Source organism: Streptomyces sp. AC550_RSS872, assembly GCF_019049285.1.
In the GTDB taxonomy this organism is placed as follows: Bacteria; Actinomycetota; Actinomycetes; order Streptomycetales; family Streptomycetaceae; genus Streptomyces.
In genome coordinates, this window is the sequence record NZ_JAGMUL010000062.1 from 25,831 (window position 1) to 42,578 (window position 16,748).

At 72.0% G+C, this 16,748-nt stretch carries 10 protein-coding genes and 1 riboswitch; of the genes, 8 read left to right on the forward strand and 2 right to left on the reverse strand.

Annotated features, from left to right (window positions below; all coding sequences use genetic code 11):
* Positions 1 to 105: 105 nt before the first annotated feature.
* A riboswitch (cyclic di-AMP (ydaO/yuaA leader) is annotated at positions 106 to 270 on the forward strand.
* Positions 271 to 282: 12 nt separating this feature from the next.
* On the forward strand, positions 283 to 1,068 hold the full coding sequence (locus KUM44_RS25255) for a M23 family metallopeptidase (protein ID WP_217211380.1): 786 nt from the start codon (positions 283 to 285) through the stop codon (positions 1,066 to 1,068).
* Positions 1,069 to 1,287: 219 nt separating this feature from the next.
* Positions 1,288 to 1,983: a GntR family transcriptional regulator gene (locus KUM44_RS25260; protein ID WP_217211381.1), complete on the forward strand. Its 696-nt coding sequence runs from the start codon at positions 1,288 to 1,290 to the stop codon at positions 1,981 to 1,983.
* Positions 1,984 to 2,195: 212 nt separating this feature from the next.
* Here KUM44_RS25260 and KUM44_RS25265 read toward each other — a convergent pair whose 3' ends face one another.
* Positions 2,196 to 2,477 carry an HPr family phosphocarrier protein gene (locus KUM44_RS25265; RefSeq protein ID WP_217211382.1) on the reverse strand — a complete coding sequence of 94 codons (282 nt, stop codon included), beginning with the start codon at positions 2,475 to 2,477 and terminating at the stop codon, positions 2,196 to 2,198.
* 178 nt (positions 2,478 to 2,655) lie between these two features.
* Here KUM44_RS25265 and KUM44_RS25270 point away from each other — a divergent pair, with 178 nt between their 5' ends.
* From KUM44_RS25270 to KUM44_RS25285, 4 genes are read left to right on the forward strand one after another with little or no spacing between them, the layout of a single operon-like run.
* Complete coding sequence (locus tag KUM44_RS25270; protein ID WP_217211383.1) at positions 2,656 to 5,502, forward strand: bifunctional GNAT family N-acetyltransferase/acetate--CoA ligase family protein; 2,847 nt, start codon at positions 2,656 to 2,658, stop codon at positions 5,500 to 5,502.
* A 52-nt stretch (positions 5,503 to 5,554) separates the two neighbouring features.
* Entirely contained in the window at positions 5,555 to 6,142 is a 588-nt protein-coding gene (locus KUM44_RS25275) for a DUF5998 family protein (protein WP_217211384.1), read from the forward strand.
* On the forward strand, positions 6,142 to 7,335 hold the full coding sequence (locus tag KUM44_RS25280) for an alkaline phosphatase family protein (protein ID WP_217211385.1): 1,194 nt from the start codon (positions 6,142 to 6,144) through the stop codon (positions 7,333 to 7,335). Before KUM44_RS25275 ends, KUM44_RS25280 begins: the two co-directional genes overlap by 1 nt.
* 44 nt (positions 7,336 to 7,379) lie before the next feature.
* Complete coding sequence (locus tag KUM44_RS25285) at positions 7,380 to 8,027, forward strand: thymidine kinase (RefSeq protein WP_217211386.1); 648 nt, start codon at positions 7,380 to 7,382, stop codon at positions 8,025 to 8,027.
* 508 nt (positions 8,028 to 8,535) lie between these two features.
* Here KUM44_RS25285 and KUM44_RS25290 read toward each other — a convergent pair.
* Complete coding sequence (locus KUM44_RS25290) at positions 8,536 to 11,418, reverse strand: BTAD domain-containing putative transcriptional regulator (RefSeq protein WP_308402715.1); 2,883 nt, start codon at positions 11,416 to 11,418, stop codon at positions 8,536 to 8,538.
* 149 nt (positions 11,419 to 11,567) lie between these two features.
* On the opposite strand from KUM44_RS25290, the gene KUM44_RS25295 reads away from it, so the two are divergent.
* Together KUM44_RS25295 and KUM44_RS25300 are read left to right on the forward strand one after the other, a co-directional pair.
* Positions 11,568 to 15,152, forward strand: coding sequence for a protein kinase (locus KUM44_RS25295; RefSeq protein ID WP_308402716.1), 3,585 nt, complete (start codon positions 11,568 to 11,570; stop codon positions 15,150 to 15,152).
* Positions 15,149 to 16,747, forward strand: a complete 1,599-nt coding sequence (locus KUM44_RS25300) for a hypothetical protein (protein ID WP_217211387.1) — start codon at positions 15,149 to 15,151, stop codon at positions 16,745 to 16,747. Before KUM44_RS25295 ends, KUM44_RS25300 begins: the two co-directional genes overlap by 4 nt.
* Position 16,748 lies beyond the last annotated feature (1 nt).

Sequence of the window (16,748 nt, forward strand, 5' to 3'; positions counted from 1 at the left end):
CTGTGGGATGCGCTACAAAAGCCGCGATCCGTTTGGGGATTGAAAGTCGTGCCGCTTAGCGTCTTCCGGGCTGTCCGTCAGGCAGTGCGCCGCGCCCGCGGCACCGGACAGTCATCGCCGAGTCCCCGCATGGCGCGAGCCAGGGGAGCCGGGGACCCACCTGTAGTCCCTGGGGTGAATCGGACGCCCGCGCAGCCGCGAGGGGGTCCGTAGGAGACCTTCCTGCTCCGAACCCGTCAGCTAACCCGGTAGGCGAGAGGGAAGGAAAGGATCAGCCACTACATGGCGTTCACCTGCGCCACCGGGAAGAACCGCGCCTCGGGCAAGCACCGTCGCCCCGGCCGGTTCGAGCGCACCACCGCCCGCGCGGCGGGCGTCGCCGCCCTCACCGCCACCGGCGTCATGGGCACCCTGGCCGCCCCGGCGCTCGCCGCCGAACCCGCTGTCGAGCAGACCGGCCTCATCCCCGTCATCACCGTCGACGACACGCTCGCCGACCAGATCGACGCCCAGGCCGCCGCCCAGAAGCAGGCCGCCGAGGAGGCCGCGGCCCGGAAGAAGGCCGCCGAGGAGGCCGCGCGCAAGAAGGCGGCCGAGAAGGCCAAGCAGGAGCGCGAGGCCAAGGAGCGTGCCGCCCGCGAGGCCGAGCGCAAGCGCCTGCTGTCCTACGTCGCCCCGATATCGGGCTCGTACGTCTCCACGGGCTACAAGGCCGGCGGAGCCGTCTGGTCCTCCGGCAGCCACACGGGCGTCGACTTCCACGCCGCCAGCGGTACCTCCGTCCACGCGGTCGGCTCCGGCACCGTCGTGGAGGCCGGCTGGGGCGGGTCGTACGGCAACAACATCGTGATCAAGATGAACGACGGTACGTACACCCAGTACGGCCACCTGTCGTCCATAGGCGTCTCGGTCGGCCAGACCGTCACGCCGGGCCAGCAGATCGGCCTGTCCGGCGCCACCGGCAACGTCACCGGAGCGCACCTGCACTTCGAGGCCCGTACGACCGCCGAGTACGGCTCCGACATCGACCCCGTCGCCTACCTCCGCTCGCACGGCGTGAACGTCTGACGCCTCCCGCGCCCCACCCGAAGCTCCGCTTCCCCGTAGGTCGGCTTCCCCGAAGCCCCGGCTCCCGAGCCGGGGCTTTCGGCGTTTCCCGGAAGATCGGATGACCAAAAAATATCCATGGATTCCGGCCCGCCGTCGGAAATTCCGGCCGCTTGCAATAGAGTCACTGAACACACGTCATTCGTCGACGTTTCACGGGGATTAAGGCGGAGGTCGGTCATGCGTATTCCGGCGCACTCGGTATGCACCGCGATCCGGGACGACATCGTCGCCGGCGTCTACGAGCGCGGCGGCCGGCTCACCGAGGAACTGCTCGCACGCCGCTACGGCGTCTCCCGCGTCCCCGTGCGGGAGGCCCTGCGCACCCTGGAGGCGGAGGGCTTCGTGGTGACCCGGCGGCACGCGGGCGCGTGCGTCGCCGAACCGACCGAGCAGGAGGCCGCCGACCTGCTGGAGATGCGCACGCTGCTGGAGCCGCTCGGCGCCGCCCGGGCCGCCCAGCGACGCACCGAGGCCCATCTGAAGGTGCTGCGCGGCCTGGTCAGGCTGGGCCAGGAGCGGGCCAGGAGGGGCAGCAGCGAGGATCTGCGCTCGCTGGGCGGCTGGTTCCACGAGACGCTGGCCCAGGCCTCCGGCAGCCCTGCGCTGGCCTCGATGCTGACCCAACTGCGCCACAAGATCGCCTGGATGTACGCCGTGGACGCGCCGGTCAACCCGGTGGAGTCATGGACCGAGCACGGTGCGATCGTGGACGCGGTGGCGCGCGGCGACGGTGAGCGCGCCCGAGGCGTCACGGCCCTGCACGCCGAGCGCGCGATCTCCGCGCACCGGCTGCGGTTCGGCTCCGGCGGTGATCGCGCCGAGCGCGTGAGGAATTCGCAACATCCCGTAAACATGCCGAGCCTGCGGCATTAACACGGGCGCCGTATACAAAGAGGGGATATTCGGGGGCAGGGAATTTCTGCTGCCCTTTTCAGGCGTGCCGTCAATTCTCACGGCCGCCCGTCCCCGAAAATTCCACCGTCGGCCCGAAACAGTGACGCCGTGCCCGCCGAAACAGCGAAGCCGCGCCCGCCGGGAAGACGGACGCGGCTTCACCGCTTGCTACGGAGTCCCGCTCAGGTCCTTCAGACCGTCTCGGGCAGCTCCTCGAGGCCCTCGGAGACCAGCTTCGCCAGACGGTCGAGGGCGACGTCCGCACCCTCGGCGTCGGAGGCGAGGACGATCTCCTCGCCGCCCTGGGCGCCCAGGCCCAGAACGGCCAGCATGGAGGCCGCGTTGACGGGGTTGCCGCCGGCCTTGGCGATCGTCACCGGGATACCTGCGGCCGTGGCGGCCCGGACGAAGATGGAAGCGGGGCGGGCGTGAAGGCCCTCGGCCCAGCCGACGTTGACGCGGCGCTCAGCCATGTGATGCTGCCCTTCGGTGTTCAGGGTTGTCTAGACCAGTTTCCCACACCCGTGAAGCCTGCCGGGAGAGACAGAACGTCCCTCCCGAGGTGACCGTCGGGTCGCGGCCTCGACCCGACATACGTCCTCCACAGACTGCCTCGCGCCGTTGTCGTACGCGAGCCGTACTCTGGGCCCCATGCAGAGCGCCTCGGACCGGCACGAGTACCCCGCCCACTGGGAAGCCGACGTGGTGCTGCGCGACGGCGGCACCGCACGCATCCGCCCCATCACCGTTGATGACGCCGAGCGTCTGGTCAGCTTCTACGAGCAGGTGTCGGACGAGTCGAAGTACTACCGCTTCTTCGCGCCCTACCCGCGACTGTCCGCGAAGGACGTCCACCGCTTCACGCACCACGACTTTGTGGACCGGGTGGGACTCGCGGCCACGGTGGGCGGCGAGTTCATCGCCACCGTACGCTACGACCGGATCGGCGCCCACGGAATGCCTGCGTCGGCACCGGCCGACGAGGCCGAGGTCGCCTTCCTCGTCCAGGACGCCCACCAGGGCCGCGGTGTCGCCTCCGCGCTGCTCGAACACATCGGCGCCGTCGCCCGCGAGCGCGGCATCCGCCGCTTCGCCGCCGAGGTGCTCCCGGCCAACACCAAGATGATCAAGGTGTTCACGGACGCCGGGTACACCCAGAAGCGCAGCTTCGAGGACGGCGTCGTACGCCTGGAGTTCGACCTGGAACCGACGGACCGCTCGCTCGCCGTGCAGTACGCGCGCGAGCAGCGCGCCGAGGCCCGGTCCGTGCGCCGCCTGCTGGTGCCCGGCTCGGTCGCCGTCATCGGCGTCGGCCGCGCCCCTGGCGGCGTGGGGCGCAGTGTCCTCGGCAACATCAGGGACGCCGGGTTCGCGGGACGGCTGTACGCGGTGAACAGGGCGTTCCCGGAGGACCTCAAGGAAGTCGACGGGGTCGCCGCGCACCGCTCGATGCGGGACATCGACGAGCAGGTCGATCTCGCGGTGGTCGCCGTACCCGCCGAGTACGTCCCCGATGTGGTCACCGAGTGCGGCGAGCACGGCGTACAGGGTCTGGTCGTGCTCTCCGCCGGCTACGCCGAGAGCGGGCCCGACGGGCGGGAGCGGCAGCGCGAACTCGTCCGGCACGCGCGCGCGTACGGCATGCGCATCATCGGGCCGAACGCCTTCGGGATCATCAACACCTCCGCCGACGTCCGGCTGAACGCCTCTCTGGCGCCCGAAATGCCCCGTCCGGGCCGGATCGGACTGTTCGCCCAGTCCGGCGCGATCGGGATCGCCCTGCTGTCACGGCTGCATCGACGGGGCGGCGGCGTGACCGGAGTCACAGGCGTGTCGACCCTGGTCTCGTCCGGCAACCGGGCCGACGTGTCCGGCAACGACGTTCTCCAGTACTGGTACGACGACCCGGACACCGACGTCGTCCTGATGTACCTGGAGTCCATCGGCAACCCCCGCAAGTTCACCCGCCTCGCCCGGCGTACGGCGGCGGCGAAGCCGCTGGTCGTGGTCCAGGGCGCGCGGCACGGCGGTGCGGCGCCCCAGGGGCACGCCGTACGGGCCACGCGGCTGCCGCACACCACGGTGTCCGCGCTGCTGCGGCAGGCCGGCGTGATCCGGGTGGACACGATCACCGAGCTCGTGGACGCGGGGCTGCTGCTCGCACGCCAGCCGCTGCCGACCGGCCCGCGCGTGGCGATCCTCGGCAACTCCGAGTCGCTGGGGCTGCTGACCTACGACGCCTGTCTCTCCGAAGGGCTGCGGCCGTTGCCGCCGCTGGACCTGACGACCGGGGCCTCGGCGGCCGACTTCCACGAGGCGCTGTCGCACGCGTTGGCCGACGAGACGTGCGACGCGGTCGCCGTCACCGCCATCCCGGCGATCGGGGGCGCCTCGACCGGCGACGCCGAGCTGGCGGAGGCGCTGCGCTCGGCGGCCGAGCGGGTACCGGGCAAGCCGGTCCTGGTGGTGCACGTGGAGCTCGGCGGGCTCGCGGAGGCCCTGTCGGCCGCGGCGAGCACCGCACCGCAGGCGGCCACCAAGGCGCCCGGCATCGCGAACCGAGCCCACCCGTTCCGCCCCCTGGACTTCCCGGCAGACCCCCCGCCCGCCCCGTCCGGCGCCGCGGACAACGCCCCTCGGCTCATCCCCGCCTACCCCGCTGCCGAGCGAGCCGTCCGCGCCCTCGCCGAAGCCGTCAAGTACTCCCAGTGGCGGCGCGACGCGGCCGACCCCGGCCGGGTGCCCGAGTACGACGACATCGACGAGAAGGGCGCCGCCAGGCTGATCGGCGGACTCCTCGCGCGTGGGCAGGGACTCACGCTCGGCACGGACGAGACCGCCGACCTGCTCGGCAAGTACGGAATCCAGGTGCACCGCGCCCTGCACGCCCCCACGCCCGACGCCGCCGCCGACGCCGCCCACACCCTCGGCTACCCCGTCGCCCTCAAGGCCACGGCACCCCATCTGCGGCACCGCGCCGACCTCGGCGGCGTACGGCTCGATCTCGCGGACGAGGAACAACTGCGGCGGGCGTACGCCGAGTTGACCGACCTGTTCGGCAAGCCGGAGGAGCTGAGGCCGGTCGTGCAGGGCATGGCACCGCGCGGCGTCGACACCGTCGTACGGGCCGTGATCGACCCGGCGGCCGGTGCCGTGCTGTCCTTCGGGCTCGCCGGAGCCGCCTCACAGCTGCTCGGCGACATGGCGCACCGGCTCATCCCGGTCACCGACCGCGAGGCGACGTCGATCATCCGCTCGATCCGGACGGCTCCGCTGCTGTTCGGCTGGCGCGGCTCCAAGCCCGTGGACACCCCTGCCCTGGAGGAGCTGCTGCTGCGGGTGTCGCGGCTGGTCGACGACCACCCCGAGGTCGTCGCGGTCACCCTGGAGCCGGTCGTCGTCGCCACCCACGGTCTGAGCGTGCTCGGCGCCTCCGTACGCCTCGCCCCGCCGCCCGCCCGCGACGACCTCGGACCGAGGACGCTGCCCACGTACTGAGACCGCCCTGAGCGGTGCCTCGCAGTCAGTGCGCCCCCGTAGGATGGGCGTCATGGCCAAGACCAGTACGACGACCCAGGGGCTGCGCGCGGCGATCGAGCGCAGCGGCTACTACCCGGCCCTCGTGGCCGAGGCGGTGGAGGCCGCCGTGGGCGGCGAGCCCATCCGGTCGTACCTGGTCCACCAGGAGACGACGTTCGACCAGAACGAGGTGCGGCGGCACGTGACCGTCCTCGTCCTCACCGGCAACCGTTTCATCGTCAGCCACACCGACGAGCAGGCCGCGGACAACACCTCCCCGACCCCGTACGCCACCACCTCCACCGAGTCGGTGAAGATCGGCCGGATCTCGTCGGTCGTCCTCAGCCGTGTCGTCGCCAACCCGGAGAAGTACAAGCCGGGCACGCTGCCCCGCGAGGTCGTACTGACCATCGGGTGGGGCGCCGTCTCCCGCATCGACCTGGAGCCGGCCGCCTGCGGCGACCCCAACTGCGAGGCCGACCACGGCTACACCGGCAGCTCGACGGCCGACGACCTCAGCCTGCGGGTCAGCGAGGCCGGCGACGGCCCCGAGACCGTCCGGCAGGCCCTTGCCTTCGCCCAGTCGCTCTCCGAGGCGACCGCGGACCTCGCTCGCTGATGGCGCAGACCACCGCCTGGGACCCCCACCCGGAACCCCTCGCCGTCCACTCCGCGCCCGTCCCCGAGTACGGCAGCGGCTCGCTCGCCGACCTCCTGCCCACGCTGGCCGCGGGCATGGCCGTACCCGGGATGACCGCCACGATCCCCGAGCTGACCGCCGCCGACCGCACCTGCGTGTTCCTGATCGACGGCCTCGGCTGGGAGCAGCTCAAGGCGCACCCCGAGGACGCGCCGTTCATGACCTCGCTCCTGGGCAGCTCGCGCGGCGGCACCGGACGCCCGATCACCGCCGGCTACCCGGCGACCACCGCGACCTCCCTCGCCTCCGTGGGCACCGGCCTGCCGCCCGGCGCGCACGGCCTGCCCGGATACACCGTGCGCAACCCCGAGACCGGCGAGCTGATGAACCAGCTGCGCTGGAACCCGTGGACGTCACCGCGCGTCTGGCAGCCGTACCCCACGGTCTTCCAGCTGGCACAGCAGGCGGGTGTGCACGCCGCTCAGGTGTCCTCGCCCACCTTCCAGAACACCCCCCTCACCAAGGTCGCGCTGAGTGGCGGAACGTTCCTCGGGCGGCTGACCGGCGAGGACCGTATGGACCTCGCCGCGGAGCAACTGGCCGCGGACGATCGCTCCTTGGTCTACACGTACTACGCCGAACTCGACGGCGCAGGCCACCGCTACGGCGTCGACTCCGACACCTGGCGCGGCCAGCTGATGTACGTCGACCGGCTCGTCCAGCGCCTCGCCGAGCAGCTGCCGCCGCGCAGCGCGCTCTACGTCACCGCCGACCACGGCATGATCGACGTGGCCTTCGACGAGGAGCACCGCATCGACTTCGACGAGGACTGGGAGCTGCGCGCGGGCGTCGCCCTGCTGGGCGGCGAGGGCCGGGCCCGGCACGTCTACGCCGTGCCCGGTGCCGCGAACGACGTGCTGACCTGCTGGCGCGAGGTGCTCGGCGAGCAGTTCTGGGTGGCATCCCGGGACGAGGCGATCGAGGCGGGCTGGTTCGGGCCGCGGATCGACGAGCGGGTGTACGACCGGATCGGCGACGTGATCGCGGCCGCGCGGGACGACGTCCTGATCATCGCGTCCGAACGGGAGCCGAAGGAGTCGGTGATGGTCGGCAACCACGGCTCGATGACCCCCGCCGAGCAGCTGGTCCCCCTGCTCGAAGTACGCTCCTGACGACTCCCTCCGTTCTCTCGCTGCCGAAAGGTGCTCAACTCAACATGCCCGAGCTGGTGTTCTTCTCCGGAACCATGGACTGCGGGAAGTCGACGCTGGCTCTCCAGATCGAGCACAACCGTTCGGCCCGTGGCCTCGCGGGCATGATCTTCACCCGTGACGACCGCGCGGGCGAGGGGAAGTTGTCCTCGCGGCTGGGCCTGGTCACGGATGCGGTGGAGGTCGAGGACGGACAGGACCTGTACGCGTATCTCGTCGACCACCTCTCGCAGGGCGGCCGCGCGGACTACGTCATCGCCGACGAGGCGCAGTTCCTCGTGCCGGAGCAGATCGACCAACTCGCCCGCGTGGTCGACGACCTGGGCATCGACGTGTACGCCTTCGGCATCACGACGGACTTCCGCTCCAAGCTGTTCCCCGGCTCCCAGCGCCTGGTGGAACTGGCCGACCGGGTCGAGGTCCTCCAGGTCGAGGCGCTGTGCTGGTGCGGCGCCCGCGCCACCCACAACGCCCGCACGATAGGCGGCGAGATGGTCGTCGAGGGCGCCCAGGTGGTCGTCGGCGACGTCAACCAGGCGGACGCCGTCGGCTACGAGGTCCTGTGCCGCCGCCACCACCGTCGCCGTATGACGGCGGCCAGCGCACGGGCGGCGGCGCTGTCCCCGGACGTCCTGCCGGTCGCCTCCGTCTGAGCGTCACCGCCCGAACACCGTCACTCACCTCGCGGCCGGTGTGTCGGCCATGTCGCTGCTCGGGCCCCGACGGAGACCGTAGTCCACAGGCGCCCGCCTTGCGTCCCGCCACCGCCGGGTGGTTCAGCCGGGCCGCGGCGCGCGCCTCGCGCGGGATCCGCTCGACGCGGGACGGGCCGGCCCACACCGCGCCCATTGCGCCCGCCACGAGCTTCTCGCCCAGCCGGCACCGTTCGCCGATCAACCGTCCCTCGGACGCGGCTTGCGCTTCGCCCCCGACGCCACGCACGGATCATGCCCGAGTGAGCCGCCGCCCGTCGGGCAAGCCGATCAGCACCCGAACACCCCCGGGCCCGGGGCACGGTTCCGGCGCGCCCTCCGGGCGGTCGGCCCACTGCCACCAGGCATGGCGGTCGGTGCAGCGCCAGAGAGTCCGGCACGCGCGTCGGGAGTCGCCCTCGCGCAGGGTGAGGACCGTGCCGCCGGACGGGGTGGGTGCGGAGGATGTCTATCGGGGGGTGGGGCGCAAGCCCTGAGCCTTGCGGGCTTCGTACACGTCGAGGACGCGCTGGAACTGCCGGTGCGCCTCGTGGACCGAACCCCTCGCCAGGTGGGCGCGGGCCAAGCGGGTGCGGATGTCCATTTCCAGCCAGTCGTAGGCAGGTTCGGTGACACGGGACAGCGACTCGTGCAGTTCCAGAGCCAGTCGGTGGAAGGCGAGGGCTGCTCGCGGGTCTCCCTCGCCCTGTTCCACCGTGCCCAGCCGGGTCAGGCTGCGCGCGCAGAAGAAGACGTCCCCGCACTGCTCGCTGAGGTGGACCGCCTGACGCAGGAGGTGCCTCGCCTCGCCGTGGCGGCCGAGGCTGAGGTGGGCGTCGGCGGCGAGGCTCAGTACCCGGCCGAGCACATGCTGTCGGCCGCCCGTCTCGGCATGGGTGCACGCGGCGGCGAAGCAGGCCAGCGCCTCCTCGTCCCGTCCGGCGATCTGGTGAGCGCGCCCCTGGATGAGGCGAGCCATCGCGGAGGCCCAGTCGTCGCCCAGGCGTCGGGACAGGAACACCCCTTCGGTGACATGGGAGATCGCCTGGTCGGCCTCGCCCACACTCAGGGCTACGGATCCCAGCCCGGTGAGAGCCCGGGCCTCGTCGATCGGGCGGCCGTGGTGCCGGCTCAGGCGCAGTCCCTCGGTGAACAGGGCGCGCGCCTCGTGGTATCGGCGCTGGTAGACGCTGGTGTAGGCCAGGCAGCCCCGCAGCCCGGTGGTCATGTGTTCGTCGTCGGCCTCGTCGACGCGCGCGAGCGCGGTCTCCAGGGCTGTCTGGGACTCGTGGTACCGGCCCTGCCGTACGAAGTAGTCGCACAGCGCGTGGGCGATCCAGCAGGCGTAGTCGATCTCTCCGAAGTCCACGGCGTACGCGACCACGTCCGGCAGCTCACCCCCCGCCGCGTCCAGCCACGTCTCCGCCTCCCGCCAGCCGCCGAAGCTCCCCGCCGTCGGCCGCGGCCCCGTCGGGAACGCCACCGCCCCCCAGTCGCTGGCCATCCTGCCCGCGTCCAGGAACAGCCGCAGCGCCGCCCTCCGCGCGGCCACAGCCTCCGCCGGCTCGGCCTCCGCCACCTGCCGCGCGTGCACCCGCACCAGGTCGTGCAGCCGGTACCGCCCCGGCCGCGGCTCGTGCAGCAGACTGGTGTCCACCAGGCTCTCCAGGAGACGCTCGGTGTCACGCACCGGACGCCCCAGCATCGCCGCCGGTGTCAGCACGTCGAACTCGACCGTCGGCGCGAGCCCCAGCACCCGGAACGCCCGCTGCTGCTCGGAGGTCAGTTGGTCGTACGACAGCCGGAAGGCGGCCTCCACGCTGCGGTCCCCGACGCGCAGTTCGCCCAGCCGCCCCTCGTCGTCCGCCAGCCGGCCCACCAGGTACTCCACCGTCCAGGCCCGCCGGTTCTGTAGCCGGGACCCGGCGATGCGCAGGGCCAGCGGCAGCCCGTCGCACAACCCCGCCAGCCGTCGCGCGGCCTCCGGCTCCCGGCTCGCGCGCTCCTCGCCGATGAGGTTCGTGAGCAGCGACACGGCGTCCTCGCTCGCCAGCGGTTCCAGGGTGACCCGTACGTCAGCGTCCAGCGCGGCCAGCCGACGCCGACTCGCGACGAGGATCCTGCTGCCCGGCCCCGCGGGCAGCAGTGGCCGTATCTGATCGGCGCCCAGGGCATCGTCCAGCACCAGCAGCAGCCGTAGCGAACTGGTCGCCGCCCGCCAGGCGGCGGTGAGTTCGTCGAGGTCGCTCGGCAACTCGCCCTTGGCCGCGCCGAGCGAGCGCAGCAGCCGTTGCAACACCCGTGCCGGGGAATGGCGTTGCTGAGTGCTGTGGGCGCGCAGGTCCATGAAGAGGCAGCCATCGGGGTGGTCGGCGCTGAGCACACGGGCCGCGCGGACGACGAGCGCGCTCTTGCCGACCCCGGCCGGACCGTCCACCGTCACGATCGACACGGAGCCGGAGCCGGGCGCGGCGGGCGCGATCAGCTGGGCCAGCTCGACCTCACGTCCTATCAACTGCCCTATGTCACCTGGAAGTTCATTGACGACGCCGCCGACTCGAAACCGGGCCGGGGCCGCCCCGAGGAGGGAGCCGTCGTCCTGCTTCAGCACCGCCTTGTGCACCCGGCGCAACTCCTCGCCGGGGGTGACGCCGAGCTCGTCGCGCAGCCGGATCCGCATGTCCTCGTAGGTGTTCAGTGCCTCCGCCTGGCGTCCGCAGCCGTACAGGGCCCGGATCCGCAGGGCCATCAGCGACTCGTCGTACAGGTCGGGCCCGGACGCGTCGGCCAGGTCGTCCAGCGCCTCCCGGTACCGGCCCAGGAGAACGAGGCACTCCAGCCGTTCGCGTCTGAGTGCCCGCCGTCGCTCGGTGAGCCGGTCCCGCTCCGCGCGCGCGAAGGGTCCCTCCAGACCGGCGAGTGGCTCACCCCGGAACAGTCCGAGTGCTTCGGCCAACTGCCCGGTGGCCAGGGCCAGTTGTCCGGACTCCTTGCTGCGCAGCGCCACCTCGCCGCGCTCGGCCAGGTCGGTCGTGTCGAGGCGGACGTCGTCGAGGGCGAAGCGGTACCAGCCCTTGCCGCTGCGGATCACCGACTCGGTGTGCGGGGTGCCTTCCGGATCGAGCGCCCTGCGCAGGGAGTTGACGTGTGTGGGCAGCACTTTGGAGGCGGGCGGCTCGTCTCCCCAGACCCCGTCGAGCAGTTGCTCGTGGCTGACCGTGGCCCCCCGCCTCAGCAGCAGCGCGGCCAGCACGGCCTGCCGCTTCAGCGGTCCCAGATCCAGACGGGCTTCGTCCCGCCAGGCCTGTAACGGTCCGAGCACCTCGATCCGCAGCTGAGAAGTCCTGCCCACCTCGAGCCTCCGCTCCGTGCTTCATCGGAAATTCATCAGCATTGCAGCACCTCTGGCCAGGCTGACGAGCGTGACATCGCACAACCCGCACAACCCGCACAAGTGAAGGTGACCGAAGTGACCGAAGTTCCGAGGGCAGGCCGCCTGACGTGTACGCGATAACACCCGATCCGCCGTCCCGCGTCTCCTCGTCCTGGCGGGTCGGCACGATCATCGATGGCCGTTACCGGGTGGAGCAAGTGCACCATCAGGGCGGCATGGGCCTGGTGTACCGGGTGCGGCACCTGCTGTGGGAAACCGACCTGGCGGTGAAGCGGCCCCGGCCGGAGTGGTTCAGGAACTCCGCGCACAAACAGAGGTTCACCGCCGAGGCGGAGACCTGGGTGTCGCTGGGACTGCATCCGCACGTGTGCACCTGCCACTACGTGCGCACGCTCGACGCTGTCCCCTGCGTGTTCGCCGAGTACGTGCCGGGAGGCAGCCTCGCGGACTGGATCACGGACGGCAGGCTGTACGAGGGCGGACCCTCGGCGGCACTGGCTCGCGTCCTGGACCTGGCGATCCAGACGGCCTGGGGTCTGGCACACGCGCACGGCCGGAACCTCGTGCACCAGGACGTCAAGCCGGGCAACGTACTCGTGACGGAGGACGGTACGGCCAAGGTCACGGACTTCGGGCTGGCCCGCGCCCGTGCCGCCACGGCCACGGCCGCGCCGGAGGATGCCGCCGCCGTACCGGACCCGTCGCTTCCGCCCGGCGTCACGGTCCTGGTCCCCAACGGCGGGATGACCCCGGCGTACGCGTCACCGGAGCAGGCGGACGGCCGGCCGCTCGGCCGGCGCAGCGACATCTACAGCTTCGCGGTGTCGGTCTTCGAGATGTTCACCGGCGGCGTGAGCTGGCATGCGGGGCGCGGGGTAAGGAAGGCCCTCGACGCGTACCTCGAAGCCGGCGGGACGGGCGAGCCGCATCTGCCGGTCGTCCCCGCCGACCTCGCCGGCCTCCTCGCCCACTGCCTCGCCAGGGACCCGGCCGACCGCCCACGCTCGATGGCCGAGGTCGCGGCCCGTCTCAAGGACATGTACGGCGAGGTGACCGGCCAGGCCTACCCGCACCCGGAGCCGGTCGAAGCAGACCTGCGCGCCGACGAGTTGAACAACCGCGGAGTCTCCCTGCTCGACCTGGACCGGACGCCCGAGGCGGAGAAGGCGTTCACGCAGGCCCTCGCGGCAGACCCGCGGCACCTGGGAGCGACGTACAACAGCGGACTGCTGCGGTGGCGGCGCGGCGACCTCACCGACGAGGACGTGATCAGCCGGATCGAGGCGGTACGTTCCGACGCCGAGGACCCTTGGCAGGCACGGCAGTTGCTGGCCCAGGTGGCGGTGGAGCGGGGCGATCTGGCGTCGGCCCGCGAACTCCTGGAGGAGGTGGCCCAGGACCGGTCCAGGGAGCCGGAGGTCCGGTCGGCGCTGCGTGCCATCCGCTCGGGGCGGGTCACCAGCACCCGGGAGGTACCGCGGCACAAGGAACACACGGACATGAACCGCTACCTGATGCCTGTCCGGCTCACCCCCGACGGGCGCCTCGCTCTGACCGGTGGCTATGGCCGGATCGGACTGTGGGACCTGGCCGACGGCCGGTACCTGCTGGCTCTCGACGGCCACGACGGAGACCGTCCCCGCGCGCACACGCACACCCTCGACCTCACGCCGGACGGCCGTTTCGCCGTCTCCGCCAGCGACAGGGGTGAGGAGAAACGCGTACGGTTCTGGGACCTGACCTCCGGACGGTGCCTGCGCACCCTCACCGCGTCGGCCCACGAGATCCGCCTGACCCCCGACGGACGCCTCGCCCTGTGGGGATGGTCCCGCGACTCCATCCAGGTCTGGGACACCCACAGCGGGCAACTCCGGGAGCCGCTCGCCGGGCACACGGCCGGCGTGGAGCGCGTGGAGGTGAGCGCGGACGGTCGGCGGGTGCTGTCCAGCGGCTGGGACCGGCAGGGACAGTCGGTCAGGCTGTGGCACCTCGCCGACGGCAGGTGCGAACAGGTCCTGACAGGTCACCAGGCGCCGGTGTTCGCCCTGGCCTTCCACCCTGACGGGCGTACGGCGGTCATCGCCTACCGGGACGACACGATCGGCCTGTGGGATCTGCGGGACGGCCGGTGCCGCCGGGTCCTGAGAGGCAGGCGGGCCAACCTCATGTCGTTCAGCGCCGACGGCCGCTTCCTGCTCGCGGGCGACGACACCAGCGGCACGGTGAGCTACTGGGACCTGGAGAGCGGCCAGTGTCTGCGCACCTACCAGGACCTGCGGATCAACGCCCTCCTGCTCGACGCCACCCGGCCGGGGACCGGACACGCCGTCTGCGCCGAGAGCCGCGAGGGCGTACGGACCTGGCCGCTGGACCTGCCGGGCGGCCACCCCGCCCCGCCGCAGCTGAGCCGCCCCCTCCCGCTCGCGGAACTGCGTGAGTTGGAGAACCGCGCGGGCGCGAAGGTCGCCGAGGCGGAGCAGGCCATGGCCGCGGGCCGCTACGCCACGGCCCACGACCTGCTCCGCCAGGCCCGCGAGGTCGCCGGCCACGAACGCGCTCCGCGCGTGATGTCCGCCTGGTGGGAGCTGGGCCGGCACGCGGTGCGGGCAGGGCTGCGCACGGCCTGGCCCGCCCGGACCCTGGACGCGTCCGACGAGCAGGTGTACGCGGTCGACCTGACCGACGACGCGCGGCTGGCGGTGTCCGCCGGCGCCGACTGGACCGTACGGCTCTGGGACCTGCGCAACGGCACCTGCCTGCGCGAACTGGCGGGCCACCAGAGTCCGGTCAGGTCGGTCTGCCTGAGCCCGGACGGCCGCCGGGTCCTGTCCGGCGGCCAGGACGGCACCGTACGGCTGTGGGACGTCGGCACCGGGACGTGCCGGCGCATCCTGCGGACGAACAGGTTTCCGCCCGCGCCGCCGGTACCGGTGCGGTTCGCCGCGGACGGTCGACAGGCCGTCGTCGGCGGCGGTGACGGTGCGATCAGGCTCTGGGATGTGGAGACCGGCGACCTCACGGGGACGCTGACCGGACACGAGGGGCCGGTCAACTGCCTCTGGGCCGGCGTGGACGGCCGCCTTCTCGCCTCGGGCGGGTCCGACGGGACCGTACGGCTGTGGGATCTGGAGCAGAGCCGGTGCGTCCATGTCCTGGAGGGGCACAAGAGCGCCGTGACGGCCCTGTGTGTCGCCGCCGACGGCACCTTCGTCCTGTCCTCCGCGAGCGGATACGACCGGACCGTCCGCGTGTGGGACGTCGCCACCGGGGCCGAGGTGCGGTCCTTCGACGAGGGTTCGGCCTCCGGCGGGCTGCGGATCACCGCGGACGGACGCTACGCGATGTCCGCCGGCGCGAACGTGGGGGTCTGGGAGGTCGCCAGCGGCCGCTGTGTGCGCACGCTCGACGGGCTCGACAGGGCGCCGGCCTGCCTCGCGGCGACCCCCGACGGGCGGGCGGTGCTCTCGGCGGACGGCGACGGCGACCTCCGCTCGTGGGCGCTCGACTGGGAGTGGCACACCCGGGAACCGGCCGACTGGGACGACGCCGCGCTGCCGCACCTGGAGGTGTTCCGGCGCCGGTTCGGTGCCCGGTGGACACCCGACGACTTCGACGACCTGCTGCGGCGGCTCCAGGACGCGGGCTACGGCTGGCTGCGGCCCGAGGGAGTGCGGGCACGGCTCACACCATGACGACCACGAGCGACACGGACACGAGCAACACGAACACCAGCAACACGAACACCAGCAACACGGACACCAGCAACCACTGGCAGCAAGGACACGAAGGAGTATTCATGGAGGAGTTCCTGAAGGATTTCCGGGTGGACATCGGGCGGCCCGACGTGTGGGCCAAGGGCAAGGACCCGGACGCACCGCTGCCTGCCGGACTCGGAGTCCGGGCGCAGGCCGAGGAGCTGGCGCTCCGCGTCGCCGCGGCGCTCATCCGCGTCGGCCCGCCCGACTGGGAGTACCTGAAAGCCGAGTTCGCGCTCACGGTCGGGGCCGAGTTCGTGAAGGTCTCCGTGTTCGACCACACCTGGACGACGATCGAAGCGCCGCGCTCCGTCCTCGGGCTCGTGCGCAAGCAGCGCGAGATCTCGGCCGAGCTCGGCGCGGGCCCCTGGTGGCGGCTGACGCTGAACCTCGACGACACCGGTGATCTCTCCGTCGCCTACGACTACGGCAGCGCGCCCTTCCCCGACGGCCAGTTGTTCGAGCCCGAGGAGTACCGGATGGATCTCGAGGCGTACCCACGAGGCGACCTGCCGGTGTGGCTGGCGGCCCACGTCTCCCACGACGCCCGGCAGGAGCGCACCCCTCAACAGGCGGCCGCACAGGCTCGCGCCGACCGCAGGAACAAGGTGTGGCCGACCCTCAGCGAGAACGACTTCCCGTACTTCCCGCAGATGTGGGCGCGCTGGGCGGTGATCTCGGCGGCGTTCGTCGCCGCCCGGTCCGACTGGGGGCCGAGGGTCCTGCCCGGCATGGGCTGGTTCGAGAGCTCCCGCCGCGGCGGCTCCACGCTCTACCGGCTGCCCGGTGGGCGGGCGGTGCTGTCGGGCGGAGTCTGGGACGACCCCAGGCTGGACGCCGCCTACAACGACGGCGACGACCTGCCGGACCTCTACGCGGGCGCGCCCGACTGGGTCGCGAACCAGGTGCTCAACCCGCGCGCCGCCACCGGTCTGCTGTCGTTCTGCTACTGGTGGGACGCCGGACGCTGGTACCGGGGGGACTCACCGCCGGCGGAAGCGGTGAGCACCGCTGTGCCGGGGCTGTGGACGGCCGACACCACCGCGGGCATCGTCGCGGGACTGGTCACCGGCTCACGAACGCCGGACGCGGAGCGGCGGGCGTCGGCGGCGGAGCTGGTGTCCGCCGCGGAGGAGGGACATGTGACCCGCGAAACGCTGGTGAGCGTCTTCGGCGACGACGGCCGCCACGACATCGACGGCGCCCTCCACCAGCTCTCACTCGCCGGCCAGGTGGTCAGGGTGCCGGCGCAGATGCACGAGGAGGACGCCATCGCCCGGGTGCGGGAGTACATCCTGGCTGTCTTCGGGAACAACCCGGGCTATGCGGTCTCGGACCTGGTGGCCGACAGGTTCAGCATCGGATGGATGGTCTATGTGCCGGTGCCGAGAGGCCAGATGGCCATTGGCCGGGCGATCTTCTACATCGCCGATGACGGCTTCCTGGTGCACTCCTCCTCCTCCGTCGCACCTTCGACGTTCGTCGCCGAATTCGAGAAGCAGTTCCAGGAACGCCAGCAGGCGCAGTACTGAC